Origin of the sequence: Actinacidiphila polyblastidii (assembly GCF_036353415.1) — a bacterium.
GTDB lineage: Bacteria > Actinomycetota > Actinomycetes > Streptomycetales > Streptomycetaceae > Actinacidiphila > Actinacidiphila polyblastidii.
This window is the reverse complement of sequence record NZ_JAZEWV010000001.1, coordinates 61,519-86,434: the sequence shown is the minus strand read 5'-3', so window position 1 is coordinate 86,434 and position 24,916 is coordinate 61,519. Positions and strand designations below refer to the sequence as shown.

At 73.0% G+C, this 24,916-nt stretch carries 19 protein-coding genes; 13 read left to right on the top strand and 6 right to left on the bottom strand.

Annotated features, from left to right (window positions below; translation table 11 throughout):
- Positions 1 to 78: 78 nt before the first annotated feature.
- The 6 genes from V2S66_RS00285 to V2S66_RS00260 all read left to right on the top strand — a co-directional run bounded on the left by V2S66_RS00285 (position 79) and on the right by V2S66_RS00260 (position 5,382).
- Positions 79 to 873 carry an MEDS domain-containing protein gene (locus V2S66_RS00285; RefSeq protein WP_330792087.1) on the top strand — a complete coding sequence of 265 codons (795 nt, stop codon included), beginning with the start codon at positions 79 to 81 and terminating at the stop codon, positions 871 to 873.
- A complete protein-coding gene (locus tag V2S66_RS00280) occupies positions 870 to 1,832 on the top strand; it encodes a sensor histidine kinase (protein ID WP_330792085.1) in 963 nt (320 codons plus the stop codon). Before V2S66_RS00285 ends, V2S66_RS00280 begins: the two co-directional genes overlap by 4 nt.
- 144 nt (positions 1,833 to 1,976) lie before the next feature.
- Entirely contained in the window at positions 1,977 to 2,393 is a 417-nt protein-coding gene (locus tag V2S66_RS00275; protein WP_330792082.1) for a hypothetical protein, read from the top strand.
- Positions 2,393 to 3,583 carry an ABC transporter substrate-binding protein gene (locus tag V2S66_RS00270; RefSeq protein ID WP_330792080.1) on the top strand — a complete coding sequence of 397 codons (1,191 nt, stop codon included), beginning with the start codon at positions 2,393 to 2,395 and terminating at the stop codon, positions 3,581 to 3,583. The genes V2S66_RS00275 and V2S66_RS00270 overlap by 1 nt, the downstream gene beginning before the upstream one ends.
- A 125-nt stretch (positions 3,584 to 3,708) precedes the next feature.
- On the top strand, positions 3,709 to 4,623 hold the full coding sequence (locus tag V2S66_RS00265) for an SDR family oxidoreductase (protein ID WP_330792077.1): 915 nt from the start codon (positions 3,709 to 3,711) through the stop codon (positions 4,621 to 4,623).
- Positions 4,624 to 4,791: 168 nt separating this feature from the next.
- Positions 4,792 to 5,382, top strand: coding sequence for an RICIN domain-containing protein (locus tag V2S66_RS00260; RefSeq protein WP_330792075.1), 591 nt, complete (start codon positions 4,792 to 4,794; stop codon positions 5,380 to 5,382).
- A 118-nt stretch (positions 5,383 to 5,500) separates the two neighbouring features.
- Here the strand turns inward: V2S66_RS00260 and V2S66_RS00255 are convergent, their stop codons facing one another.
- On the bottom strand, positions 5,501 to 6,886 hold the full coding sequence (locus V2S66_RS00255; protein WP_330792073.1) for an NAD(P)-binding domain-containing protein: 1,386 nt from the start codon (positions 6,884 to 6,886) through the stop codon (positions 5,501 to 5,503).
- A 108-nt stretch (positions 6,887 to 6,994) separates the two neighbouring features.
- On the opposite strand from V2S66_RS00255, the gene V2S66_RS00250 reads away from it, so the two are divergent.
- Positions 6,995 to 7,360 carry an ArsR/SmtB family transcription factor gene (locus tag V2S66_RS00250; protein WP_330792071.1) on the top strand — a complete coding sequence of 122 codons (366 nt, stop codon included), beginning with the start codon at positions 6,995 to 6,997 and terminating at the stop codon, positions 7,358 to 7,360.
- Positions 7,361 to 7,456: 96 nt separating this feature from the next.
- On the top strand, positions 7,457 to 7,699 hold the full coding sequence (locus V2S66_RS00245) for a hypothetical protein (protein WP_330792070.1): 243 nt from the start codon (positions 7,457 to 7,459) through the stop codon (positions 7,697 to 7,699).
- A 69-nt stretch (positions 7,700 to 7,768) separates the two neighbouring features.
- On the opposite strand, the gene V2S66_RS00240 is transcribed toward V2S66_RS00245, so the two are convergent.
- Positions 7,769 to 8,347, bottom strand: a complete 579-nt coding sequence (locus tag V2S66_RS00240) for a DUF1707 and FHA domain-containing protein (RefSeq protein WP_330792069.1) — start codon at positions 8,345 to 8,347, stop codon at positions 7,769 to 7,771.
- Positions 8,344 to 8,679 carry a DUF4262 domain-containing protein gene (locus V2S66_RS00235; protein ID WP_330792803.1) on the bottom strand — a complete coding sequence of 112 codons (336 nt, stop codon included), beginning with the start codon at positions 8,677 to 8,679 and terminating at the stop codon, positions 8,344 to 8,346. The genes V2S66_RS00240 and V2S66_RS00235 overlap by 4 nt, the downstream gene beginning before the upstream one ends.
- Positions 8,680 to 8,931: 252 nt before the next feature.
- On the opposite strand from V2S66_RS00235, the gene V2S66_RS00230 reads away from it, so the two are divergent.
- Complete coding sequence (locus tag V2S66_RS00230) at positions 8,932 to 9,579, top strand: RNA polymerase sigma factor (RefSeq protein WP_330792067.1); 648 nt, start codon at positions 8,932 to 8,934, stop codon at positions 9,577 to 9,579.
- Positions 9,580 to 9,656: 77 nt separating this feature from the next.
- Positions 9,657 to 10,481: a hypothetical protein gene (locus tag V2S66_RS00225; protein ID WP_330792066.1), complete on the top strand. Its 825-nt coding sequence runs from the start codon at positions 9,657 to 9,659 to the stop codon at positions 10,479 to 10,481.
- Positions 10,482 to 10,586: 105 nt separating this feature from the next.
- Here the strand turns inward: V2S66_RS00225 and V2S66_RS00220 are convergent, their stop codons facing one another.
- Both V2S66_RS00220 and V2S66_RS00215 read right to left on the bottom strand, forming a co-directional pair.
- Positions 10,587 to 13,769: a glycoside hydrolase family 3 C-terminal domain-containing protein gene (locus tag V2S66_RS00220; protein WP_330792063.1), complete on the bottom strand. Its 3,183-nt coding sequence runs from the start codon at positions 13,767 to 13,769 to the stop codon at positions 10,587 to 10,589.
- A gap of 426 nt (positions 13,770 to 14,195) precedes the next feature.
- On the bottom strand, positions 14,196 to 15,383 hold the full coding sequence (locus tag V2S66_RS00215) for an ROK family protein (RefSeq protein WP_330792062.1): 1,188 nt from the start codon (positions 15,381 to 15,383) through the stop codon (positions 14,196 to 14,198).
- 150 nt (positions 15,384 to 15,533) lie between these two features.
- On the opposite strand from V2S66_RS00215, the gene V2S66_RS00210 reads away from it, so the two are divergent.
- The gene (locus V2S66_RS00210) at positions 15,534 to 19,013 is read left to right on the top strand and encodes a glycoside hydrolase family 3 C-terminal domain-containing protein (protein ID WP_330792060.1); all 3,480 of its coding nucleotides are present in this window, start codon (positions 15,534 to 15,536) and stop codon (positions 19,011 to 19,013) included.
- Positions 19,014 to 19,085: 72 nt separating this feature from the next.
- On the opposite strand, the gene V2S66_RS00205 is transcribed toward V2S66_RS00210, so the two are convergent.
- A complete protein-coding gene (locus V2S66_RS00205; RefSeq protein WP_330792058.1) occupies positions 19,086 to 21,809 on the bottom strand; it encodes a glycoside hydrolase family 97 catalytic domain-containing protein in 2,724 nt (907 codons plus the stop codon).
- A gap of 352 nt (positions 21,810 to 22,161) precedes the next feature.
- On the opposite strand from V2S66_RS00205, the gene V2S66_RS00200 reads away from it, so the two are divergent.
- The gene (locus V2S66_RS00200) at positions 22,162 to 23,454 is read left to right on the top strand and encodes a trehalase family glycosidase (RefSeq protein ID WP_330792056.1); all 1,293 of its coding nucleotides are present in this window, start codon (positions 22,162 to 22,164) and stop codon (positions 23,452 to 23,454) included.
- Between the two features lie 259 nt (positions 23,455 to 23,713).
- The gene (gene rhaI / locus V2S66_RS00195; RefSeq protein WP_330792054.1) at positions 23,714 to 24,880 is read left to right on the top strand and encodes an L-rhamnose isomerase; all 1,167 of its coding nucleotides are present in this window, start codon (positions 23,714 to 23,716) and stop codon (positions 24,878 to 24,880) included.
- The last annotated feature ends 36 nt before the right edge of the window (positions 24,881 to 24,916 follow it).

Sequence of the window (24,916 nt, the reverse complement as noted above, 5' to 3'; positions counted from 1 at the left end):
CGGGCAGAGGGATTGTAGGCTGGGCCCCCAACGCAGTGGTTCGGGGCGAGGAGGACGGTGGTGAGGATCGCTCGCAGTGTGGCGAGCCTCGCTCCGGTGGGTGTCGGCGACCACGTGTGCTGGGCGGTGCCGGCGAAGGCGGACTTCCAGCGCGCGGCCCTGGCCTATCTGACCGACGGCACGCGGCTGGGCGACAAGATCATGGTGGTGGGCTCGCCCTCGCGGTCCTGGCGCCTGGATCTGCGAGGCCCGCAGGGCGTGCTCGTGGACCCCTCGGCGTGCGACGTAGACTGGGACGCGAACGCCTTGGTGTCCCTGCTGCGACAGGAGGCCGAGGAAGCCGGCCGACAGGGCTTTCGCGCATTGCGGGTACTCGCGCACATGGACCATTTCTGGCCTGCCGGGCTCACGCCGCGGCAGGTGGCCGACCACGAGCTGCGACTGGACGCCGTCATCGGCGCCAGCGCCGCGATGGTGGTGTGCGCGTACGCGGGCAGCGGTTTCCTCCCGGACGTTCTGGGGCAGGCGGCGACCGTGCACCCGCATTTCGCGGGCGACCGCGACGCGGCCCCGTCCTTCCAGGTGTTCAGTGCCGGAGAGGACTGCTGGAACGTGAGCGGCGTGGTCGACGCGGACGGTGCCCCCGCCTTTCACACCGCCGTGACGGAGCTGCTGCGGACCACCGACACACTGCGGCTGCGCTGCCAGGGCCTGGAACTGATGGACGCCGCCGGAATGCAGGCGCTGGTGGAGGCGAGCGGCGCCCACCCCGGCCGGACGATCATGGTCGAGGACGCCAACCCCCTGGTGCGCAAGTGCTGGGAACTGCTCGGTTACGACAGCCCGGCCGTCCCCGTGGAGCTGGTGCCATGACCTCGCCGCCCACGGCGGCGGCCCCCGCCGCCAAGAGCCCCGCCTTCCGCCACGAGCTGTACCCCTACCAGGGCGAGGCCGCGTTCCTGGAGGGCGCGACCTCCTTCGTCGAGGACGCGATGCGCGCGGACGAGACGGTGCTGGTCGCCGTCGGTTCCGACAAGCAGGCCATCCTGCGCGACGCGCTCGGCACGAACCCGGCCGACCGGCAGGTGACGTTCGTGGACACCGCCGCACTCGGCCGCAACCCCGGCCGGCTCATCCCCGCCTGGCAGGAGTGGATCGCCAAGGCCGTCAGCGACGGGCAGCCGGTGCGGGGCATCAGCGAGTCACCGTGGACCACGGCCACCGCGGCCGAGCGCAGTGAGCTGCGCTACCACGAGTGGCTGCTGAATCTCACCTTCGCCGACTCACCCGCCTGGTGGCTGCTGTGCCCGTACGACACCAGCACGGTGGAGGCGGCCGTGCTGGAGTCGGCACGCCGCTGCCACCCCTTCCAGCTCGCCGAGGGCGTCCACGGGGACAACTCCGCTTTCGCCGAGGGGCCGTTCCTCTTCGACGAGCTGGAAGCGCCCTGCGACCCCCAGGAGTCGCTGAGCTACGGCGCGGGCGCGCTCGGGGCGGTGCGCGACAAGGTGACCGCCTGCGCCACGCGGCACGGCCTGACCGGTCCGCGGCTGAGCGAACTGCTCGTGGCCGCCACGGAGGTGGCCGCCAACAGCGTCCGGCACGGCGGCGGCTGGGGCACCCTGCGGACGTGGGTTGAGGGCGACGTGCTGATCTGCCAGTTCCACGACACCGGCCACATCGCGGACCCGCTCGTGGGCCGCTCCAGGCCCAAGCCCCACCAGCTCGGCGGGCGGGGCCTGTGGCTGGTCCAGCAACTGTGCGACCTGGTGCAGATCCGCTCCACCGCGGAGCAGGGCACCACGGTACGGCTGATCACCGCGCTGGCCTGATCCGCGCTGGCCTGATCCGCACTGGCCTGATCCGCACTGGCCTGATCCGACCGACCTGCTGCGACCCCGTGGTGGGACTTTGCGCCTTTGATCCCTTGTGGGCGGACGCAGCCACTACGCTCCTCCCATCGAGGGGGGCCGGGCGTGGATACGACGGGGTTACTGGCACTGGGCGCCGCCGGCGGGTCGCTGCGCGGCCTGGTCGACGCCTACAACCAGGTGGTGGCGTGGCAGGCGGCCCGCCGTGACCACCGCAGGGGCCCGGCTGCGCCCGCCCGCGAGATGCCGCGCCTGACGGAGTACGTGGACCCGCTCCCCGACAGCGTGGCGACGGCCTTCCACATGGCTCTGGGCGCCGCGGGAGCGGCGATGTTCGGCCTGTCCGGACAGATCACCGGCGCCTACGCGGCGATCGCCGTGGGCATCTCCGCGCCCGCGCTGCTGACCCAGCTCGGCCGGGTGCAGAGTGTCAGCGAGGCCGTCACGGGCGTGGTGGCTCCGGCCGGCGCGCCGCCACCGCCGCGGCTCGCCGGAGTTCCGGACCAGGAGGAGACGGGCTGATGGCGCGGCTCAGGGGCGTCGCCCTGCGGACGGCCGCCTCCGTGCTCGGCGTTCGCCGCGGCCCTGCCGCCGCCGGTGCGGGACCCCGGCCGCGCGACGGGCACAGCGTGGCCCGCCGGTGTGCGGCCGCGATACTCGGCGTACCGCTGCCGCCCGCGCCGGGACCGGCCGCCGCACCTGCCTCGCCGCTGCACCCCCCGCACGGCTGGACCCAGCTGATCCCGTCCGACCTGGGCGATCCGCCGCGGCCCCCGGCGCACGTACCCGCTCCGCCGGGACGGAGGGTGGCCGCCCGCCGCCACGGGCCGAGGCGGTGGCCCGGCTGGCTCCTGGTCACGGCCTGCGCGGCGGCCGTGCTGACGGCCGTCCTGCCGGACCTCCGCCCCGCCTCCCACCCTTTCCCACGAACCGTCCATGTCAGCCCCGTGTCCCCGGGCGCGCTGTTCCCTCTGCTCCCGCGCCGCATCCAGCAGGCCGGGAGGCTCGTCGTCGGCACCGCGCGCGCCGACCTGGCCCCGATGGTGTTCACCGACGGCGGCACGCTGACGGGACTGGACACCGACCTCCTGAACGCCCTGGCCGTGAAGCTCGGGATCCCGATCGTCCGCCTCACCGCGGACCGCAGCTCTCTCGTGGCCGGCGTCACCGACGGACGGTTCGACGTCGCGGCCGCGGGCCTCACGGACACGCCCTCCCGTCAGCGGTACGTCGATTTCGTCGACTACTTCACCGCGGGGTCGGTGGTCACCGTGGCGGCGGCCAACCCCGACCGCGTCCGCTCGCTCGCGGACCTGTGCGGCAGGACGGTCGCTGTCATCGCGCACGGCGCGGACGCCGCGCTGGTCTCCGCCCAGAAGTGTGCCGCCGCCCCCGTCGAGGTGGTGGGCGGCAGCAGCGCCGCGGACGTCCTGCAAAGGGTCCGGACGGGCGAGGCGGACGCGTCCTTCACCGACTTCCCCTCGGCCGTCTTCGCCGCCGGGCAACCGGGCTCGCGCCTCCTGGTCGTGGGAGAGCAGATCGGTCCCGGCCCGTACGGCTTCGCGGTGGCCAAGGACGACCCGCAGCTGCGCCAGGCACTCGCCGCGGCCCTCGACGCCGTCATCGAGGACGGCACGTACGAGCGGATCCTCCAGAAGTACCGCCTCGCCGAGGGCGCCGTCGGCTCCGCCCAGGTCGACGGCGGCCGGTGAACCGCGCCGCACGCCGGAGCGCCGGGGCCACCCGATCGGAGCGGCCGGACGGCCGTCGCGGCCGCGGCGTGGTCAGCTGAACGCGGCCGGCGCGGACGCCGGGCCCGCGGCGGGAGAGGTGATCGATGGCCACCGGAGATCAGCCGGGACGACGTACCGCGGTCGTGACGGGAGCGGCCCGCGGCATCGGTGCCGCGCTCGCCCGCGAGCTGTCCGCGCGCGGGCTGCGCGTGGTGCTGCTCGGCAGGGAACTGGCGTCGTTGCACGAGGTGGCACGGTGCCTGCCGGGGGAGTCCTGCTGCATCGAGGCGGACATCACCGACGAGGCGGCGATGCAGGGCGCGGCGCGCGGCGTCCGCGAGCGCTTCGGGCCGGCCTCGGTCGTGGTGGCCAACGCCGGCATCGCGGTGGCCGGCGCGTTCGAGGCGTGCGAGGCGGCGCTGTGGAACCGGGTGATCGAGGTGAACCTGATCGGCAGTGCGGTGACCGCCCGCGTCTTCCTGCCCCAGCTGCTGCGGACCCGCGGCTACCTGCTGCAGATCGCCTCGACCGCGTCCTTCGGCTCGGCCCCGATGATGAGCGCCTACTGCGCGTCGAAGGCGGGCGTCGAGTCCTTCGCCCAGGCCCTGCGCGCCGAGATGGAACCCGAAGGCGTCGGCGTGGGGATCGGCTACCTGCACTGGACCGGGACCGACATGATCGAGGAGCTGGACGTGCATCCGGTGCTGCGCGAACTGCGCAGGCACCAGCCCGCGCCGGCCCGCCGCGTGCACGAGCCCGCCCAGGTCGCGGCGTGGCTGGCCGACGGCATCCGGCGCCGCTCGCCGACCGTCTACGCACCGCCGTGGCTGCGCCTGGCGCAGCCCCTGCGCCCGCTCTTCCCGTACCTCGTCGCACGCACCGCGCGCCGGGCGCTGGCCGGACTGCCGGCCGGGGAGCTGCACGGGGCCGCGGACATCCTCGGCCAGGGCGGACACGCCGACTGGGACGCCCACCCCCGCACCGCGCCGCCGGGGCCCGCGTCTCCGCCGCAGTGGTAGCCCCGCGCCGGTGCCTCCGCGACGGGTGACGCAGGCGACGCGTCGTCAAGGCATGGACACCGAGGGCCAAGGACGGCACGTGCGCACGCTGCGAGGCTCGGGAGGCCGGATACGCCGGCGTCGTCGGACCGTCGGGTCCGGGAGTGCGAACTCGCAGGAGGAAGCGCGATGAAGATCAAGCACGCAGGTGCCGGTGCGGCCGTGGCAGCGGCGGCGGCCGTCCTGATGGCCGGAGCGTCCGTGGCGCCGGCGACGGCAGCACCCCGCGCCGCCTCCGGACACACCGAGGCGGCTCCGCGCAACGTGTACACCGAGGCGACGCCGGCGGCGAGCGCCGCGCAGCCGCCCGTGCAGAACGTCATCAACCATCTCTACGGGACCTGCATGGACGACAGCAGCGGCGCTCACCTGCGGATGTACGCGTGCAGCACGGACAGCTTCCTCAACGGCTACCAGGCGTGGAAGATCACGGACGACGGCGGCTCCTTCAAGCTGATGAACGAGAAGACGCAGCTGTGCCTCGACGGCAGCGCCGGTTCGGCCGGCCTGCGGACCTACACGTGCAGCGCCGCGAGCTACAACAACGGGTACCAGAAGTGGGTGATCTACTGGGAGAACGCCGACCGCACCTGGGTCGACTGGAAGAACGTGGCCACCGGCAAGTGCCTGGACTACAGCCAGGGTGGCGGCCTGCGCCTCAACACGTGCAGCAGCGCGAGCTTCACCAACGGCTACCAGGAGTGGACCTACAACAGCTGATCGCCCCGGCGTCGGAGCCCGCCCCGGCGCCCGCTCCGGCGGCAGGAGCACGCCGCGGGGCCGCGACCGGTGCCCCGTTCCGGTCGCGGCCGCCGCGCGCGGGCCCCGGTGGCGGCCGTCAGGCGCAGCAGCCGCCCGCCGACCCCTCCTGGGCCGGGACGCCGACGCCCACCTGCACCAGCTGGGCGGCAGGCGCGGGCGTACAGCAGCGGCCGCCCTGTACGGCCTGCGGGTCGTCGAAGAGGCCGGCGCCGCCGCAGACCCCGGTCGCGGGCAGGGTGAGTTCGACGCGGTCGGCGGCTTCGGTGTTGCCGGCGATGGCGGCGGCGACCGAGCGGACCTGCTCGTAGCCGGTCATCGCCAGAAAGGTCGGGGCGCGGCCGTAGGACTTCATGCCGACCAGGTAGACACCGGTCTCGGGGTGGGACAGCTCGCGGTGGCCGTGGGGGTCGACGGTGCCGCAGGAGTGCCGGTTGGGGTCGATCAGCGGTGCCAGCGCGACCGGGGCCTGGAGGCGTTCGTCCAGGCCGAGGCGGAGCTCGGAGAGGAAGGAGAGGTCCGGGCGCAGGCCGGCCAGCACGATCACCTCGTCCACCGGCTCCAGCCGCCGCCCGTCGTCCCCGACGAGCACGAGCCGCTCGCCGTCGCGTTCGACGGCGCCGGTGCGGAACCCGGTGACGGCGTCCGCGTGCCCGTCGTCGACCGCGGCCTTCGCGGCCAGGCCGAGGGCGCCACGGGCCGGGAGCCGGTCCGCGCCGCCGCCGCCGAAGGTGGAACCGGACAGGCCGCGGCGCAGCACCCACACCGCGTGCGTGCCCGCCCCGTCCGCGGCCTCGGCCAGGTCGGCGAGCGAAGCCAGAGCGGTGAAGGCGGAGGCACCCGAGCCGACGACCGCCGTGCGCCTGCCCGCGTAACGGGCGCGCACCGCGGGGTCCTTGAGGTCCGGGACGCGGTAGGAGATCCGGTCGGCCGCCGCGCGCTCGCCCAGCGCGGGCAGCCCGTCGCCGCCCGCGGGCGAGGGCAGCGACCAGGTGCCGGAGGCGTCGACGACCGCGCGGGCCGGCACCAGCTCCTCGGTTCCGTCGGCGAGCGTGCAGTGGACGGTGAAGTGCCGGCCCTCGCGGCCGGCGTCCACGATCCGGTCGCGGCCCGCCCGGGAGACCCCGGTGACGGTCGTGCCGTAGCGCACCGCGTCACCGAGGGCGTCGGCGAGCGGCTGCAGGTAGCGGGCGACCCATTCACCGCCCCTCGGATATGTGCCGCGCTCGGGCTCGGTCCAGCCGGCGGAAGCCAGGAGCCGCCCGGCGGCCGGGTCGGTCAGCTCCGCCCAGGTGGAGAAGAGCCGCACGTGGGACCACCCGCGCACCGCCTCGGCGGCGGCCGGGCCCTGCTCCAGGACCAGCGGGGCCAGGCCGCGTTCGAGCAGGTGGGCGGCTGCGGCGAGCCCGGTGGGGCCGGCGCCGATGACGACGACCGGCAGTTCGGCTGTGGCGGGTACTGGCATGGCGGTGCCCTTCTCCGAGCGCGGCCCGGCAACGAGCGAGCCGCTGATTCGATGTCCGTCGATATATCGAAGGTTGCCTCGCATATCGACGCGTGTCAACATAGACGTATGTCGAATTCAGGGATGGTCGAGCTGCCGGTCCTCCAGGACGCCCCTGCGGCGCCCTGCTGCCCGCCGATCACCGCGGGCGAGCTGTCCGTCGCCGACGCGGAGAGGACGGCGGCGATGTTCAAGGCGCTGTCCGACCCGGTGCGCCTGCGGCTGTTCTCTAAGATCGCCTCGCACCCGGGCGGGGAGGCGTGCGTCTGCGACATCCAGGACGTCGGCGTCTCCCAGCCGACGGTCTCCCACCACCTGAAGAAGCTCCGCGAGGCCGGCCTGCTGACGTCCGAGCGGCGCGGCACCTGGGTGTACTACACCGTCGCGCCGTCGGCGGTCGCGGGCATGTCCGCGATGCTGGACCTGCGTTCCTGACCCGGAGCCGGCCGCGCAGCCGGTGCGGTCCTCGGGGGACTCCGCCGGGGACGCGCCCGGCGGTTTGCCCCACGGGCCCCGGGGCAACCGGCTGCTATGACTCACGAGACGACCGAGACACCCGCCGAAGAACACCTCCTCCTGAGCGCCGACACCAACGGCGACGGAAAGCCCGACGTGTGGCTGAGCGACACGACAGGCGACGGCAAGGCGGACCTCTACCAGTTCGACACCACGGGAGACGGCACCGTCGACGTCACCATCGTCGAGGACACCGAGCATGAGGGAACCGAACGGACCGTCATAGAAGGAGACGGCGGCCATCCCCTGCCGTCCTGACGCGGGAGGCCGTCCGGACGCGGCAGGGACCTGCGCGGTGCGCGCTGGGCAGGCCGGGGCCCGCGCCGGTCAGGGTGCGGCGAGGCGGAAGTGCATCCTGCCGAAGGTGACCCAGTCGCCGGGGCGTATGGGTGCCTGGCCGACCAGCCGCCGGCCGTTGACGAGGGTGCCGTTCAGCGAACTCAGGTCGCGCAGGGCCCAGCCGTCGACGGAGGACGTGAGGACGGCGTGCGAGCGGGACACCGACGCGTGGGACAGCCGCAGATGGCTGCCGGGGCTGCGTCCGATGGTGAGGGACCGTGAGCCCGCCGGCGGCAGCGCGAGGAGCGGCAGCCGCCGGATCCGGTAGCGCCGCCGGACGCGCGTGGCGAGGCCGCCGGGTGCGGCGGCCGCCCGGCGCAGGATACGCCCCAGGCCGGCGGGGGCGGGGGCGGGGGCGGACGGGGCGACCTCGACCCCGGGCAGGTCCTCGATCGTGGAGCGCAGGTCCGCGAGGGTGCGAGCGGCGAGCACGCGCTCCATGCGGATGACGAACGTCTCGTGTGACAGCCTTCCCTCGACCGCTGCCGTACGCAGCAGTTCGAGGACGCGCTCGCGATCCGCGTCGGATGCCCGCGAGGGCGGGCTCTCGCCCTGATACTGAATCACGAGTGAGATTGTCCATCGGGCGCTGAGCGCTGTCCACGTCGCCGCAAGCCCGCCGCCGCCCGTTCACCGGTTCTGCGTCCACACCCCCACCGGGTGTTCGTCGGGCCGCAGGTCCACCCCGGTTTGACCGGCCAGCAGATCCTCCCCACCGGGCTGCCAGGGGAAGGCGCCGCCACGGGCTGTCCCGCGACAGCCAGCCGGCCGAGGTCGTTGAGCACGGTGTGCATGGCGGGGGCGCCCAGCCCGAACACCGCCGGTTCCGGCAGCCGGTGACTGTGCCACAGACCGATGGTGCAGGCCCAGCCCGGCCCGTTGTCGTCGGCTGGGACCATGGTGACCTGCCAGCCGTGCCGGCGGACGACCTCGATGGACGCCTGGGTGCGGGCGTCCGGCTCACCGAGGTCCGGGCAGACGACGCCATGGCAGGGAGCGCGACCGGTGGGCATAGCCGTGAGGGTACGGGAGCGCGCATGCCGACGCCGCCCCACCCGCGCCCCGGTGCTCCGGCACCCCACCGAGGACGTCCGTCGAAAGTGCGGCGGATCAGCGGGAACCCTCGGCCGGGTGCCGGACACATACAGGGCATGGACGTGAACGACGCTGGTCCCACCGCCCCGCACGGAGGCATGTCCGACCGGGAGTTGTGGACCCGGGCGGTGGACGGCGACCAGGAGGCGTTCGGTCGGATCTTCGACCGCCATGCGAAGACCGTCTACAACCACGTGTTCCGCCGGACGGCCGACTGGTCCGAGGCCGAGGACGTCACCGCGACCGTCTTCCTCCATGCCTGGCGCCGCCGGTCGGAGACGGTGCTGGACCGCGAATCGGCCCTGCCCTGGCTGCTCGGCATCGCCGACCGCCTGCTGTCGAACACCAGGCGGCGGCTGCGGCGGGCCGAGGCGCTGCTCTACCGGCTCGTCTCGCACGACGAGCCGGTGGGCGACCACGCGGAGCGCGTCGCCGGAATGGTCGACGACGCGCGCCGGATGTCGGAGGTCCACCGCGCGCTGGCCCGGCTCCCTCGCCACGAACGCGAGGTCGTGGAGCTGTGCGTGTGGTCGGGCCTGGACCAGCAGGCGGCCGCGGTGGCGCTGGGCGTGGCGGTCGGCACCGTGAAGTCCCGACTGCACCGGGCACGGCGCAGGCTGGGAGCGCATCTCGCCGGCGGGCCCAGAGTTGCGACGTCGTCCAGTCCGAAGAATCCCGTCAGCGCGGAGGAGGTCGCACGATGAACGGCACGCAGGGTTTCCCCGCGCCTCCCCCCGATCGTGATCTGCCCCATCACCGGCAGATCCGAGAGGACCTACTCATGAAGATCGATCCAGAGGACAAGCACACGTCGCTGCCCCGCAGGTGGGCACTGCCGCTGGGCGTCGCCGCCGGTGTGGCGGCACTGAGCGTCGCGGCGGTGGCCGTCTTCGGCGGGCAGGGGGCCGACAAGCCGGCCCTCGCCGCGAACGGCGCGAACCCGGGGAACGCCGCCACGTCACCGGTGCCCACGCCGACCGCGGCCCGGGCCGGCTCGGCGACGCCCTCGGCCCGCGCGACGTCCGACCCCACCGCCGCGTTCAGCGTCACGAGTACGGGCACCACCCCGATCAGCGCCGGCGCCGTCGCCAGGATCCTGGCCTCCTGCCTGGGATCGGACGCCCCGGACTACCACGCGGTGATCGCCGTCCGCACCCCTGTCGCCTCGCACGACTGGGACGGCGCGGTGATCGCCGTCGACTCCGGCCACCGGTACGTGCAGTGCGAGACCAAGGGCGACCGGGGCACCAGCCAGGACGTCCCGCCGACGTTCGTCAACGACCGGCTCTGGGGCACCGGCCGCCTCATCGAGTTCTTCGACTCCGTCGGGGAGCCGGCCGGCCGGGGCCGCTACCTCTCGCTGGGCGCCGGACACTACGCACCGGAGGTCGCCAAGATCACCGTCAGCTACGGCGACGACCCGAAGCAGTACCCGGCGGTCATGGCGGGCGGCGCGTTCTTCTCCACCGCGGCCTTCTCCACGGGCGCGTCCACCCGCGAGCCGTTCTCCGCGTACTCGACCCCGTACGTCCACGCCTACGACGCGGCCGGCAGGGAGATCTACGACCAGCAGAAGGACCCGCGGTTCACCGGCGACTCCAAGTAGGCCGGCAGCACGTGGCGGGCCCGGGCCGGTGGGAGTTCGGCCCGGGCCCGCAGCGGGCGACGGGTGGTCGCGGATCAGTGCCGTCGCCCGCTCAGCGCGGCGCGCTCAGCTCGGCAGGTTCCACTGCTGGGCCGCGCTGCCGTTGCACGTGTAGATGTCCAGCTGGGTGCCGGGCGTGGTGCCGGCGGCCGGCACGTCGAGGCACTTGCCCGACGCCGGGTTGCGCAGCGCCTTGGACGACGAGGTGTACGACCAGGTCTGGGCGCCGGTGCCGTTGCAGCTGAAGAGGTCGATCGCGGTCTTGTCCGCGGTCCCCGCCGCGAGTACGTCGAGGCACTTGCCGAGCGAGCGGATCGTGCCGTCCGTGCCGATCGTCCACTGCTGGGCGTAGGAGCCGTTGCAGGTGTAGGTCTGCACGGGGGTGCGGTCGTCGTTCGAGGCGGCCCGCACGTCGAGGCACAGGCCGGCGATGCCGGTGACCTGGCCGGTCGGCCCCGCGACCCCGGCGGCCGGCGAGACCCAGGACTGGCCCGCGGTGCCGTTGCAGGTGTACAGCTGGAGCTGGGTGCCGTCGGTCGTCGAGGCCTTCGGGTCGTCGAGGCACTTGCCGGACGCCGGGTTGACCAGCGAGCCGTTGGCGCCGCTGCTCCAGACCTGCGCGCCGGAGCCGTTGCAGTCGTAGATCTGGACGAGCGTGCCGTCCGCCGTGCCGGCGGCCTTGGCGTCCAGGCACTTGCCCGCGGTCCTCAGCGTGTTGTCGGCGAGGTGGCTCCAGGACTGGCCGCTGGTGCCGTTGCACGTGTAGATGTCGACCTTGGCGCCGTCGGTGTTGTCGTCCGCGCCGAGGTCGAGGCACTTGCCGCCCTGGCCGACCAGCGGGGTGACGGGTACGCCGGCGTTGGAGGGCGAGATCGTCCAGACGAACGAGGTGGTCGCGAAGGCGCCGTTGCCGTCCTTGGCGGTCACGTCGACGGTCGTGGTGCCGGCGCCGGTGGGCTTGCCGGTGATCGTGCCGGAGGCGGAGATGCTCAGCCCGGCCGGGAGGCCCGTGGCGCTGAACGTCGGGGTCTGGCCGCTGGTCGAGTCCTTCGCGGTGACCGGCACGGAGACCGTGGCGCCCGCGATGGTGGCCTGCGGGCCCGGGTCGGTGACGGTCACCGGCCGGCCGAGCTGGCCCGAGGTGACGTTCAGCGTCCCGGTCAGTGGGATGTTCGCCGCGGAGTCGCCGACGCGGATGCCGTAGGCGCCGGTGTCCGTGGTCCAGTTGTTCGCGCCGGTGTTCCAGTGCCGCAGGTTCTGCTCGGTGACGGGGAAGCTGACGGTGGTGCTGGCGCCGGCGGCCAGGGTGACCTTGCGGAAGCCCTGGAGCTGCTTGGACGGCTCACCGGAGGAGGCGGGGTCGACGACGTAGAGCTGGGCGACCTCGGAGCCGGCGCGGCTGCCGGTGTTGGTCACCTTCGCGGTGACGGTCGCGGAGCCGCCCCTGGTCAGCGAGCCGACGGAGAGGTCGCTGAAGCCGAAGGACGTGTACGACAGGCCGAAGCCGAAGGGGAACAGGGGGGTCTGCTGGGTGGCGTCGTAGTGCCGGTAGCCGACCTTCAGGCCCTCGGAGTACTGCACCTTGTTGTCGGCGCCGGGCCATTGGGCGGCGGTGTTCGCCGGCACCTGGGAGAGCGACGTCGGGAAGGTCACCGGCAGGTGGCCGGACGGGTTGACGTCGCCGAACAGCAGGTCGGCGATCGCGTGGCCGTCCTCCTGGCCCGAGTACCAGGCCTCGAAGACGCCGGAGACCGAGGACAGCCACGGCATGGTGACCGCGGAGCCGGTGTTGAGCACCACGACGGTGTGCGGGTTGGCCTTGGCCACCGCCGAGATCAGCGCGTTGTCGGAGCCGGCGAGGTCGATGTCCGACAGGTCGCCGCCCTCGCTCTCGGACTTGCTGACGAAGACCACGGCCACGTTCGCCTTGGAGGCGGCGGTGGCGGCCGAGCTGGAGGACGAGCCGCTGTCGTAGGTGACGCTCACGCCGCTGCCGGCCCGCGCGGTGATGCCCGCCAGCGGGCTGACCACGCTGCCCGCCTTGACGGACGCGCTGCCGCCGCCGGCGCTGCGCACGCTGGTGGAGGCGTCCGCGCCGATCACCGCGATGGACTTCGTGGCGGAGGTCAGCGGGAGCTGGTTGCCGGCGTTCTTCAGCAGCACGGTGCCCTGCGCGGCGACCTGCCGGGCGGTGGCGGTGTGCGCCGAGGAGGTCACGGTCGCGCGCGGCGAGCCGGTCGAGACGTTGTCGAAGAGCCCGAAGCCGAACATCTGGGTCAGGATCCGGCGCACGGCGGCGTCGATCGTCGCCCTGCTGACCTGCCCGCCGGAGACGGCCGACTGCAGCGCGCCGCCGTAGTAGCCGTCGTCGCCCGGCATGTCCTGGTCCAGCCCGGCGTTCGCGCCCCCGGCGGTCGTGTGGAGGGCGCCCCAGTCGGACGTGATGAACGCGTCGGAGCCGAACTGCTGGTGTATGACGCCGTTCATGATGTCGGGGTTCTGGCAGGCGTAGGTGCCGTTGACGGTGCTGTAGGAGCACATCACCGACGAGGCCGCGCCGGAGCCGACCGTCTCGGCGAACGCGGGCAGGTAGATCTCCTGCAGCGTCCGCTGGTCGACGATCACGTTGTCGCTGTTGGTGTTGCGGTGGGTCTCCTGGTTGTACGCCGCCAGGTGCTTGACCTGGGCCAGCTCACCGGTCGACTGCACACCGCGGATCTCCGCCGCGCCGAGGACGCCGTTGAGGTAAGGGTCCTCGCCGATCGACTCGAAGGCCCGGCCCCAGCGCGGATCGCGCACGATGTTGATCGTCGGGCCGAGGTCGACGTGACTTCCCTTGGCGGCCTCCTCCGCGCCGATCACCGTGCCGTAGTCGGCTTCCGCGGCGGTGTCCCAGGTGGCCGCGGCGCTCACCGGCGCGGGCAGCTGGGTGACGCCCGTCATGCCGTCGGCGACGCCGGCCGGCCCGTCCTCCAGGTTCACGGCGGGGATGCACAGGGAGCCGATCGCCGGGGTCTCGCCGACGAAGCTCGACCCCCTGGCGCCGGTCATCATGGAGATCTCCTGGGTCAGGCTCATCCGCCCCAGCAGCTGGTTGACGCGGCTGCTGATCGGGGTGTTCGCACCGACCCAGGGGCAGGCGTTCGACGCCGCGGAGGCGGCGGCCGCGGTCGTCTGGGCGGAGGCCGGGACCTCGGCCACCACGAGCCCGGCGGCGCCGAGACCCAGAGCGGTGGCAGCGATGAGCATCTTGGCTCTCGTACCTGGTGTTTGACGCACAGGCATGTGGGGGTTTCTCCCTGACTCGGCGCACGTTGGGGTAGGTGGGGCGCGCCCGGAGGCTCCGTGCCGTCGACGCAGCACAGAAGCGGCTGGACTCGCACGTGGCTCACATACGTGAACGAGTAACGTCTATGTGAACTTCCGATGGCGACGCTAAGTCCCGGGCGACTCGGGGTCAACCCCTCGGGAGGGCTCGGGTGTTGGTTCTTGTTTTTTTGAGCGTGACTGTCGGTGGGGGAGTGATCAAGGAGTGCCGCATTCAAACAGTTGTGGACACGTGGGTGGTGAGCCCCTGTGGCCAGGCGTCACCTCCGCCTCCCGCCTCGTGCATCCCGCATCGCGCGCGGACGAACGGTTGGAGGCGGCCCGCCCCTTCGCCGCACGGCGACGACGTCAGCGCCCGGCGCCCGGCCGCAGGCCGGCGGCCGTGGCCAGTGCGCCGAACAGCTCCGCCTGCCGGCCCAGCCGGCCGCTGCGGACGCTGACCGCCTGAGCGCTGGCGGGCTGGGCGTAGCGGTCGATGGACTCGCGGACGCCGGCCACCAAGGGCGCGCCCGCGGTGCCGAGTTCACCGCCGAGCACGATCGCCTCGGGGTTCAGGCAGTTGACCAGGTCGGCCAGGACGCGGCCGATGGTGCGGCCGGCGTCCGTGACGACGCGCGCAGCCGCCGGGTGGGACGGCAGTTCGGCCAGCGCCGGGAGCTTCGTCGGGCCGTCGCCTGAGCCGGTCTTCAGCACGTGCGAGAGCTGGCGCCGCACCTCGGTGATGGAGACGACCGTCTCCAGGCAGCCGCGGCTGCCGCACCGGCACCAACTGGTCGCGCCCGGCAACTGGGTGTGGCCGATCTCGCCGGCGATGCCCGTCGACCCGCGGTAGGTGCGGCCGGCCAGCACGATGCCGGCGCCGATGCCGTGCGACGCCTTGATGTAGAGGAAGTCGTCGAGCCCGCGGCCCGCGCCGAAGGCCCGTTCGCCGCGCGCGCCCATGTCCGCGTCGTTGCCCACGGTGACCGCGAGCCCGAGCCTGCGGCCGAGTTCGTCCGCCGGATCGAGGCCCACCCAGTCCGACAGGATGGTGGGCGCGCGGACCACCTGGGTCCGCACGTCCAGCGGCCCGGGTATGCCCGCCGCGATCCCGAGCACCCGGTCCAGCTGCTGCCCGGCGTCCTCCAGGGCCTGGTGGACGAGGTCGGCCGCGGAGTTGAGCGCGTCGTTCGGCCGCCCGTCCACGTCGAGTTCGGCGGTGCGCTCCGCCAGGATCTCCCCGGTGGCGCCGGCCACCGCGGCGGTGATGTGCGTGTGCCCGAAGTCGATCCCGACCACCACGCCGGTCGCCGGACGCAGGCTCACCAGTCCCGCTCGCCGACCACGGCCGGCGGCGGCGGGCGGCCCGGCGTCCTCGGTGGCCAGCCCCTCGGCGAGGAGCGCGGCCACGCCCGCGCCGACCGCGCTGCGGGACAGCCCGGTCAGCCGGCTCAACTCCGCGCGGCTGACGGCGTCGTACTCCGCGAGAGCGCCGAGCAGCAGTTCCCGGGTGCGCATGCGGCGAGCCGAGACCGGCTGCCCCGTCGGATCTGTCATGCCATCACTCCCGCGGCATTTCGGCCGTTGAACGGATGAATTGAGGCCGGACTCTACCTCTTGAAAGTCGAGTTGGGCGCACATAGCCTCCATCCGCACGCAACTCCCGGGACTGGTCCCCCTGCGTCCCGGGCCACGGAAGGAGCCGTGTTGATCCGCAGGAAACTGAGCAGAAGGTCCCGCAGGCAGCGGGCCGCGGCCGTGGCGACGGCCGCGGCGGCCCTGGTCGCCGGGCTCGCGCTGGCCCCCACCGGAGCCTCGGCGGCCGCCGCTGCCGGCGCCGACGGTCCTGACCCCGCCTGCCCCTGGGTGGGTTCGACCGCGCCGGTGAACACGCGTACGGCGCAGGTGCTGGCGCGGATGACGCTGGACGAGAAGATCGCCATGGTGCACGGCACCGCCTCCGGCGCCTACACCGGCCTGGTCCCCGGCAACAGCCGGCTGTGCGTCCCCGCACTGAAGGTCCAGGACGGCCCGACCGGCGTCCGGATGGACGACACCACCCAACTGCCGGCCGCGGTCGGCCTGGCCGCCTCGTTCGACCCGGCGGTGGCCGAGTCCTACGGCGCGGTGATCGGCGCCGAGGACAGGACCAAGGGGGTCGACGTCGACCTGGGCCCGACCATCAACATCGTCCGCGACCCGCGCTGGGGCCGGGCGTTCGAGTCGTACAGCGAGGACCCGTACCTGGCCGGGCAGATAGGCGCCGCCGACATCGACGGCATCCAGGGGCAGGGCGTGATGGCCCAGGTGAAGCACTGGGCGGTCTACAACCAGGAGACCAACAGGAACACGCCGTCCGACAACGTTGTCATCGACGACCGCTCGGTGCGGGAGATCTACACCAGCGCCTTCGGCACCGTGGTGGAGAAGGCGAACCCGTCGTCCGCGATGTGCTCGTACTCCTCGGTCAACGGCACGTACGCCTGCGAGAGCGCCTACCTGGACTCGATCCTCAAGGACGACTTCGGCTTCCAGGGATTCATCACCTCCGACTGGGGCGGCACGCACAGCACGGTCGCCTCGGCGAACGCCGGTATGGACCTGCAGATGCCGGACGACTCGTACTTCGGCGCCGCCCTCAAGACCGCCGTGCAGAACGGCCAGGTCCCGCAGAGCCGGGTGGACGACATGGTCACCCGCATCCTGCGCGAGCAGTTCCGCTTCGGGCTGTTCGAGCACCCCTCGAAGGACACCCCGGGCGCCGTCGCGTCCACGCCCGCGCACCTCGACACCGCGAAGAAGGCCGCCGAGGCCGGCACCGTCCTGCTGAAGAACGCCGGCGGGGTGCTGCCGCTGAACGCGGCCAAGGTCAGGTCGATCGCGGTGGTCGGCGACGGCGCGGGCCCCGACACCATGACCGCGGGCGGCGGCAGCGCCTCCGTGAGCGGCACCGGCACGGTCACCCCGTACGACGGGATCAAGGCGCGCGCCGGGTCGGGGACCACCGTCTCCTACGCGCAGGGCAGCAGCGGCCCCGGCGGCGCGCTGCCGGCCATCGACGCCTCGTACCTGACGCCGCCGTCGGGCACCGGGCACGGCCTGCAGGGCGACTACTACACCAACCAGACGCTCTCCGGAGATCCGGCGGCGACCCGGACCGACCCGCAGGTGAACTTCGTCTGGAACGGCAAGGCGCCCGCCCAGGGCGTGTCGGGCGGCTCCTTCTCGGCGAAGTGGACCGGCACCATCACCCCGCCCGCCACCGGCGCCTACACCTTCGGCATCACCAGCGACGACGGCAGCCGGCTGTTCGTCGACGGCACGCAGGTCATCGACAACTGGCGCGACCAGGGCAGCACCACGCGGACCGCGCAGGTGGACCTGACCGCCGGCAAGCCGGTGCAGGTCGAGATGGACTACTACCAGTCCGGCGGCGGAGCCACCGCCAGCCTGGGCTGGACGCCTCCGGGCGCGGGCACCCCGCTGGACCAAGCGGTCGCGCTCGCGGCCACCTCCGACGTGGCGGTCGTCTACGCCGACAACGCGGAGAGCGAGGGCAGCGACCTGGCGAACATCGACCTGCCCGCCGACCAGAACAAGCTGATCTCCGCCGTGGCGGCGGTCAACCCGAACACCGTGGTCGTGCTGAACACCGGCTCGGCCGTGACCATGCCCTGGCTGGACCAGGTCAAGGGCGTACTCGAAGCGTGGTACCCCGGCCAGCAGGCCGGGAACGCGATCGCCGAGCTGCTGTTCGGCGACGTGAACCCGTCAGCGAAGCTGCCGGTCACCTTCCCGACGTCGCTGGACCAGGTGCCGGCCTCGACCGCGCAGCAGTTCCCCGGCGTCGGCGGCACCGTGGACTACTCCGAGGGCCTGAACGTCGGCTACCGGTGGTACGACACGAACAAGGTGACGCCGCTCTTCCCCTTCGGCTACGGCCTGTCGTACACCTCCTTCGGCTTCTCGAACCTGCGGGTGGGCAGCAGGCTCAGCGAGGACGGCACCCTGCAGGCCAGCGTCGAGGTGACCAACACCGGCAGCCGTGAGGGCGCCGAGGTCGCGCAGCTCTACCTGACCGACCCGTCCTCGACCGGTGAGCCGGCCCGCCAGCTCAAGGGCTTCCAGCGGGTCGACCTCCAGCCGCACCAGAGCAAGCGGGTGGCCTTCCGGATCAGCGCCCGGGACGCCTCGTACTGGAGCACCGACGCGCAGGCGTGGACGCTGGCGGCCGGCAGGTACTCCGTGCAGGTCGGCGACTCGTCGCGGCACCTGCCGCTGTCGGGCGCGTTCCAGGTCACCAGGACCACCGGGCCGCGCTTCACCCAGGTCGCCGCCCCGGCCACCGCCACCGCCGGCGCGACCCTGTCGGTGCGGACGACGTTCACCAACGAGTCGACGCAGGCGGTGAGCCAGGCCACCACGAAGCTCACCGTGCCGACCGGCTGGACGAAGAAGGCGGTCACCGCCGCGACCTTCCGCAAGGTGCCCGCCGGCGAGTCCGCCACCACCACCTGGCAGGTGAAGGTCCCGGTCGGCGCCGAGGGGGGTGCGGCCGCCCTCGCCGCCACCACCTCGTACAGCGGCTCACATGGCCTGCCGCCCGGCACCGGAGAAGCGACCGTCGCCCTCGCCTACGCCGATCTCGCCGCCGCCCGTGACACGGTGGGCACCACCGACGACGCCGACCAGGCACCGGGCGACCTCGACGGGAAGGGCTACAGCTTCTCCGCCCAGGCGCTGGCGTCCGTCGGCATCACCCCCGGCAGCCGGGTGACGGCCGCCGGCACGGCGTTCACCTGGCCCGACGTGCCGGCCGGCCAGGCCGACGCGGTCACCACCCGCGGGCAGCTCGTCACCGTCTCCGGCACCGGCTCGGCCCTGTCCTTCCTGACCGTCGGCACCAACGGCGCCCAGACCGGCAAGGTCACCGTGACGTACACCGACGGCAGCACCTCCACGGCGACGCTGAAGGTCTCGGACTGGTACAGCAACGCCGCCGGCGACGGCTGCACGCTGGTCGCCACCACGGCGCACTGGAACCGGCCCGCGGGCAGCACCAACCCCGCGAACCAGAAGGTCAGCCTCTATGCCGCGTCCGTACCGCTCACCAGCGGGAAGTCCGTGCGGTACGTCACGCTGCCGGTCAACCCGGAACTGCACGTCTTCGCCACCGCGGTGAGCTGACACCCGGTCGGCACGGCGCCGTGGGCGGCAGCGGTCAGGCCGCCGCCCACGGCGCCGCCGGCTCCCGCCGGGTCAGTCCGCGCAGCTGATCCGGGCCAGGCCCCAGTCCGCGTGGTCGTAGTTCTTGCCGTCGCCGCCGTCGCCGACCACGAGCGTCAGGGTGTGCACGCCGGTGAGGTCGGCGGTCAGCTCGGCCGCGCCCTGGCCGCCGCGGACCACGCCGCCGGCCGCGAGCTGGCGGTCGCCGTCACCGAGAACGGTGAACGTGACGCTGCCCTTCCCGCCGGTCTCGTCGTCGAGGCCGACGTGCGCCTCGAAGAGGGTGCAGCGGCCCTGGACGTCGATCTGCACCCGGGCCGGGGCGTTCGTGCCGAGGCCCTTGGCGTAGACGGTGCCCCCGATGGTGAGGGGCTTGCCGTCCTGGCCGCCGGCCTCGCCGTTGGACTGGTCGCGCTCGACCGGCCCGTAGCCGTTGGTCTCGGTGAGGAACGGCAGGTCACTGGCGTAGACCGTGCCGTGCAGCGGTACGGAGACCCGCACGACCTCCTCGACGTGGACGGGTGCCGCCTTCTTCCCCGCCGGATCGGCGTAGGTGACCACCACGGGCACGTCGACCTCGCCGCCCGGCTGGTCCGTGCCGACGGTCACGGTCCAGTGGCCGTCGAGCGCCTTGCCGGCCCGCAGCGAGCCGGCCGTGACGTCCGCGCCGGCGGCGGTCCAGCCCGCCGGGAGCCGGTCGCGGTCCACCGTCATCCGCACCTGGTGCAGGGCGGGGCCCTGCGGAAGCACGAACGTCGCGTCGAACGCCGTGCTCGCTCCGGGCAGCGCGGTCGCGGAGGCCGGATCGAGGGTCAGCGAGGTGGCGGGCGCCGGGATGACCGGCTGGTCGCAGTCGGCGCGGCCCTTGGCGGCCGGGCAGGCCACCGCGACGAAGCCGCCGTCGGCGTCGGCGGGCACCGTGAGGGTGTCCTCGGCGGTCACCGTGCGCACGGTGCGCCGCAGTTGGCCGCCGCTGTCGCCGATCGTCTCCACCAGGTACGCGCCCTTGCCGAGGAAGCCGAGCGGCGCGTTCATCGTGTCGCCGGCGCCCGCCAGGATTCCGCCGACGAACCAGCGGTCCCCGCTGCGGCGGGCGATGACGGCCTGCCGGTCACCGGCCGGCTGCGGGCCCGGCCCCCCGGAGACCAGGTGCGTCTCGTCCCAGGTGGTGGGGAGCTGTTCGAGGTAGCGCTCGGCCACCGGCTGGGCGGAGAACCCCTCCGGGTTGTCGCCGAGACTGGTCCAGCCGGACTCGTAGACCACGGGCAGCGCGAGTTCGTGTGCCAGGGAGTCCTTGCGGTTCGGGCGGGAGAACCACGTCGGGGTGTAGTCCATCGATCCGACGATGTTGCGGGTGAACGCGAGGAAGATGTCGCGGGTCGGGTTCTGCCCGTTCTCCTCGCCGCGGACCGCCTCGACGCTCATCACCTGCGGCCAGGTCCGCTGCAGGCCGCGGGGGATCGTCGCGCCGTGGAAGTCGATCATGAGCCTGGCCTTGGCCGTGTCGTGCAGGATCGCGTCGTACCACTGGAAGGTGGACTGCGCGTCGGAGTCCATGTAGTCGACCTTGACGCCCGCGACGCCCCAGTCCTTGAGCGTGGAGAACCAGGTGTCGCGCTGCTGCTGGGTCCTCAGGTCGGTCCAGGCGAACCAGAGGATCACGTCGACGCCGCGGGCCCGCGCGTAGCGGACCAGCTCCGGGACCCAGCTCGACTGCCATCCGGCGTCCACGAGCGTGTACGGCAGGCCGTGTTGGGCCGCGTAGTCGACGAAGTCGCGCTGCCGGTCGAAGTCACCGGGGCTCGAGCCGTTGCTCAGCCAGGACCAGTCGTCCACGCCCGGCCGTATCCAGGAGGTGTCCTCGACCTTCGAGGGGGGTGCGAGGTCGTCCACCAGCGTGGAGCCGACCAGGGTGTCGAGGCTGCCCACGATCGCGGTCCGCCACGGCGTCGCCAGCGGTCCCTGCGCGGTCACCGGCGCGTCGTCGGCCAGCGCCACCGCGTAGCCGGAGCCGCCGTCCACGTGGTCGAGGTGGCTGCCGGAGTACCGGCCGTCGACGTCGGCCTCCGTCAGCAGCACATAGGTGCTCCCCACCTCGAACAGCGTCGGGTAGCCGAAGGAGCAGGTGGCGCCGGCGCACTTGGCGGGCTGCGCGGCGTTGGCCGCGCCCGCGGTGGTCTCGGTCCGCTCGGTCTCGTAGCTCGGCGAGTACGGCTGGACCCAGGCCCTGGCGTCCGTGGGCAGCTCGAACGTCGACGCCTCGCCCGTCACGGTCACCGGCCCCTGGCCGTCCAGCAGGTACCGGTAGGCGACGCCGTCGTCCGACACCCGCACCACGACGCCCAGCCGCGCGCCGTCCGCGCCGCTGAAGGTGAACGTGGCCTCCCGCATGGTGGCCGACCGCTTCAGCTGCTTGCCGGTGGTCGTGCGGTAGGACTCCCGCACCGTGCGCTGCTGCCTGTCGACCAGCCGCAGACCCGTCGTCAGGTCGTGCTGGTCGGTGCGGATCCCGAGCCGGCCGGGCAGCAGCACCGGAGCGCCGCCGCTGTCGACGGCGAGACGCAGCCCACCCGAGGGGTCGAGGCCGAGTTCGGCCTGCAGCGCCGAGCCGCCGGGACCGTCCACCGTCCAGCTGTCCGCGGGGTCGTGCGCGGCGGTGGACGATGCTGCGGCGGCCACGACCAGCCCGCTGCCCAGCAGCCCCGACAGCGCCAGGCCGGTCACCGCCCGCCACAGTTTCCTACGCCCTTGTCGCATGGGTGTCCTTTCCCTTGGACCGCCGAGCGCTTCCGGAGCCGGGCCGGCTCCGGTGCGGCCCTCAACTCGGGCTCGGCGATCGCCATGTGAACAGCAATCAACTTTTCCGAAGGATTTCGATCACATGTCACCGGATTCCCACAGGTGCGTCAAGCGTTTGGACGGACTCCGCCTCGGCGGGAGCAGGGGCCCTCGCGCCGGGCGGAGGCCGTGCGGCGGCCGGCGCGGCCGTCATGAAACTTTTTAAGGTTTCGCCGGGCACACCCTCTGGGGGGTGGCATGGAACTGCTGGAATCGTCGAGAGGTCGGATTAAATCCTTTCAAAACACGGCTCCCGCCGGAGGACCCCCTGATGACCTACCGCGACAGCGCGGACCGCTGGCGCCGGCTCGACCGGCGTATCCGCACCTGGTGGGACGAGGACCTCGTCACCGCCCACGAGGACGAGGTCCGGGCCGACGCCAACGTCCTCTACCTCCCGGAGCCGTACGCCGCAGGCGGCGGCCGGGTCGGCCCCGACTGGTACCGCTCGATGTTCGCCTGGGACACCTGGTTCGCGAACCTGGCGCTGCTCGTCCACGACCGCACGGACCTGGTCCGTGCGCACACGGTGAACTACCTGTCGATGGTCGAGCGCTTCGGCTTCATGCCGAACGCCAACCAGGCCGCGCTGCGCACCCGCTCCCAGACACCGGTCTTCCCGGACGGCATCGTCCGCGGTCTGCGGGCCACCGGCGACCTCGCCCTCGCGCACCGGGCCTACCCGGCACTGGTGGCCGAGTACACCGGCTACTGGAACGCCGGCCACCACGCCACGCCCTGCGGCCTGGCGACCAACGCCGACCTCGGCGATCCCGGCCTGGACCCCCGGCTCGCCGCCGAGGCGGAGACCGGACTCGACTGGACACCGATCTACGACGGGGACGTGCGCCGCACCGCGCCGCTGCTGACCAACTGCGCGCTGGTCCGCTACGCAGGGGTGCTGGCCGAGCTGGCCGAGCTGCTCGACCGGCCGGGTGAGGCCGCCCGCTGGCGGGCCGACGCCGAGCGGCGGGCGGACCTGGTCCGCCGGCTGTGCTGGGACGAGGAGCAGGGCTTCTTCTTCGACTACGACCACCAGGCGGGCCGCCGGCTGCCGCACTGGAGCCTGTGCGGCTTCTGGCCGCTGTGGGCCGGCGTCGCGACGCCGGAGCAGGCCCACAGGACGGTGGACGCGCTGGAGCGCTTCCGCACCCCGCACGGACTCACCGTCACCGACCGGCCGCTGGCCAGTCCGCACGAGGGGATGCCCGACGCCGACATCCAGTGGATGCACCCGGCCGGCTGGGCGCCGCTGGTCATCGTGGCGAGCTGGGGGTTCGACCGCTACGGCCTGCACGAGGCCGGCCTGGCCGCGGCCGAGGGGTTCGTGGAGCTGATGGTGCGCCACCACGAGGCCACCGGAGAGCTGTACGAGAAGTACAACGTCGTCACCGGGGACCTGACACTGCCCAACGAGCGCTACGGCGGCATCAGGCTGCACGGCTGGACGTCCGCCGCCGCGGTCCTGCTGGGACGCCGGGTGTACGAGGGCACGCCCGTCCCTGACCTGCTGGCCGGGGCCGAGCGGCAGGCGTCGCGGGTCGGCGTGCGCCCCGAGCGGTGAATTGTTTCAAGATCTGACGCACGCCGCAGCGGTCGGAGCGCGCTCGTCCCGGCGGGCTCGGCCCGGTCGCACCAGGGCTTGCGACGTGCCCACCGACCCGGCTCCTGATGCTTGACACCCGGGCGGAGCGAACTCTATCGTTGTCGAGTGAATCGATTCATAGAACGGGGACGGGGTTCCCCACACCCCCCGGCTGCGACGGCGACGAACGGCGGGAAGCGATTCCGCCGCCAGCTCTTCCACTGCTCTTGGAGTGACCATGCCTGACCTGGCGCGCGTGAAGGCCGCCCTGACCTCACAGGTGATCGAGACCCCGTCGTGGGGATACGGGAACTCCGGCACCCGGTTCAAGGTCTTCGCCCAGCAGGGCGTGCCGCGCGATCCCTACGAGAAGCTGGACGACGCCGCGCAGGTGCACGCAGCCACCGGCGTCGCGCCGGTGGTCTCGCTGCACATCCCGTGGGACCGCGTCGAGGACTACGGAGCGCTGGCCGGGCACGCCGCGGAGCGCGGCATACGGCTGGGCGCGGTCAACTCCAACGTGTTCCAGGACGACGACTACAAGCTCGGCTCGGTCACCCACCCCGACCCGCGGGTCCGCCGCAAGGCGCTGGACCACCTGCTGGAGTGCGTCGACATCATGGACGCCACCGGTTCGCGCGACCTCAAGCTGTGGTTCGCGGACGGCACCAACTACCCCGGCCAGGACGACATCAACGCCCGGCAGGACCGGCTCGCCGAGGCGCTGGGCGCGGTCTACGCACGGCTCGGCGCCGACCAGCGGATGCTGCTGGAGTACAAGCTCTTCGAGCCGGCCTTCTACACCACCGACGTGCCCGACTGGGGCACCGCGTACGCACACTGCCTCAAGCTGGGTCCCCGGGCCCAGGTCGTGGTCGACACCGGCCACCACGCGCCGGGCGTCAACATCGAGTTCATCGTGGCGTTCCTGCTGCGGGAGGGGAAGCTCGGCGGCTTCGACTTCAACTCCCGCTTCTACGCCGACGACGACCTGATGGCCGGGGCCGCCGATCCGTTCCAGCTCTTCCGGATCCTGCACGAGGTCGCCAAGAACGGCGGCTTCGCACCGGAGACCGGGGTGGCGTTCCTGCTCGACCAGTGCCACAACATCGAGGCGAAGATCCCCGCGGTCATCCGCTCGGTGATGAACGTCCAGGAGGCCACCGCCAAGGCGCTGCTGGTCGACCTCGACGCGCTGCGCGCCGCCCAGGGCTCCGGCGACGTCCTCGCCGCCAACGCCGTGCTCATGGACGCCTACAACACCGACGTCCGGCCGCTGCTCGCCGAGGTCCGGCAGGAGCAGGGACTGAACCCCGATCCGGTGGCCGCCTACCGCGCCACCGGCTGGCAGGAGCGGATCGTCGCGGAACGCGTCGGCGGCACCCAGGCCGGCTGGGGCGCCTGACCGCGCAGACCGGCAACGGGCCAGGCCGCCGGCCCC

Coding starts and splice junctions, on each gene's coding strand:
- V2S66_RS00250 (WP_330792071.1), top strand. CDS start 6,995: ATGTCGAATTCAGGGATGGTCGAGCTGCCGGTCCTCCAGGACGCCCCT.
- V2S66_RS00255 (WP_330792073.1), bottom strand. CDS start 6,886: ATGCCAGTACCCGCCACAGCCGAACTGCCGGTCGTCGTCATCGGCGCC.
- V2S66_RS00235 (WP_330792803.1), bottom strand. CDS start 8,679: ATGGTCCCAGCCGACGACAACGGGCCGGGCTGGGCCTGCACCATCGGT.
- V2S66_RS00220 (WP_330792063.1), bottom strand. CDS start 13,769: ATGCTCATCGCTGCCACCGCTCTGGGTCTCGGCGCCGCCGGGCTCGTG.
- V2S66_RS00280 (WP_330792085.1), top strand. CDS start 870: ATGACCTCGCCGCCCACGGCGGCGGCCCCCGCCGCCAAGAGCCCCGCC.
- rhaI (WP_330792054.1), top strand. CDS start 23,714: ATGCCTGACCTGGCGCGCGTGAAGGCCGCCCTGACCTCACAGGTGATC.
- V2S66_RS00230 (WP_330792067.1), top strand. CDS start 8,932: ATGGACGTGAACGACGCTGGTCCCACCGCCCCGCACGGAGGCATGTCC.
- V2S66_RS00225 (WP_330792066.1), top strand. CDS start 9,657: ATGAAGATCGATCCAGAGGACAAGCACACGTCGCTGCCCCGCAGGTGG.
- V2S66_RS00215 (WP_330792062.1), bottom strand. CDS start 15,383: ATGACAGATCCGACGGGGCAGCCGGTCTCGGCTCGCCGCATGCGCACC.
- V2S66_RS00270 (WP_330792080.1), top strand. CDS start 2,393: ATGGCGCGGCTCAGGGGCGTCGCCCTGCGGACGGCCGCCTCCGTGCTC.
- V2S66_RS00205 (WP_330792058.1), bottom strand. CDS start 21,809: ATGCGACAAGGGCGTAGGAAACTGTGGCGGGCGGTGACCGGCCTGGCG.
- V2S66_RS00245 (WP_330792070.1), top strand. CDS start 7,457: ATGACTCACGAGACGACCGAGACACCCGCCGAAGAACACCTCCTCCTG.
- V2S66_RS00260 (WP_330792075.1), top strand. CDS start 4,792: ATGAAGATCAAGCACGCAGGTGCCGGTGCGGCCGTGGCAGCGGCGGCG.
- V2S66_RS00265 (WP_330792077.1), top strand. CDS start 3,709: ATGGCCACCGGAGATCAGCCGGGACGACGTACCGCGGTCGTGACGGGA.
- V2S66_RS00200 (WP_330792056.1), top strand. CDS start 22,162: ATGACCTACCGCGACAGCGCGGACCGCTGGCGCCGGCTCGACCGGCGT.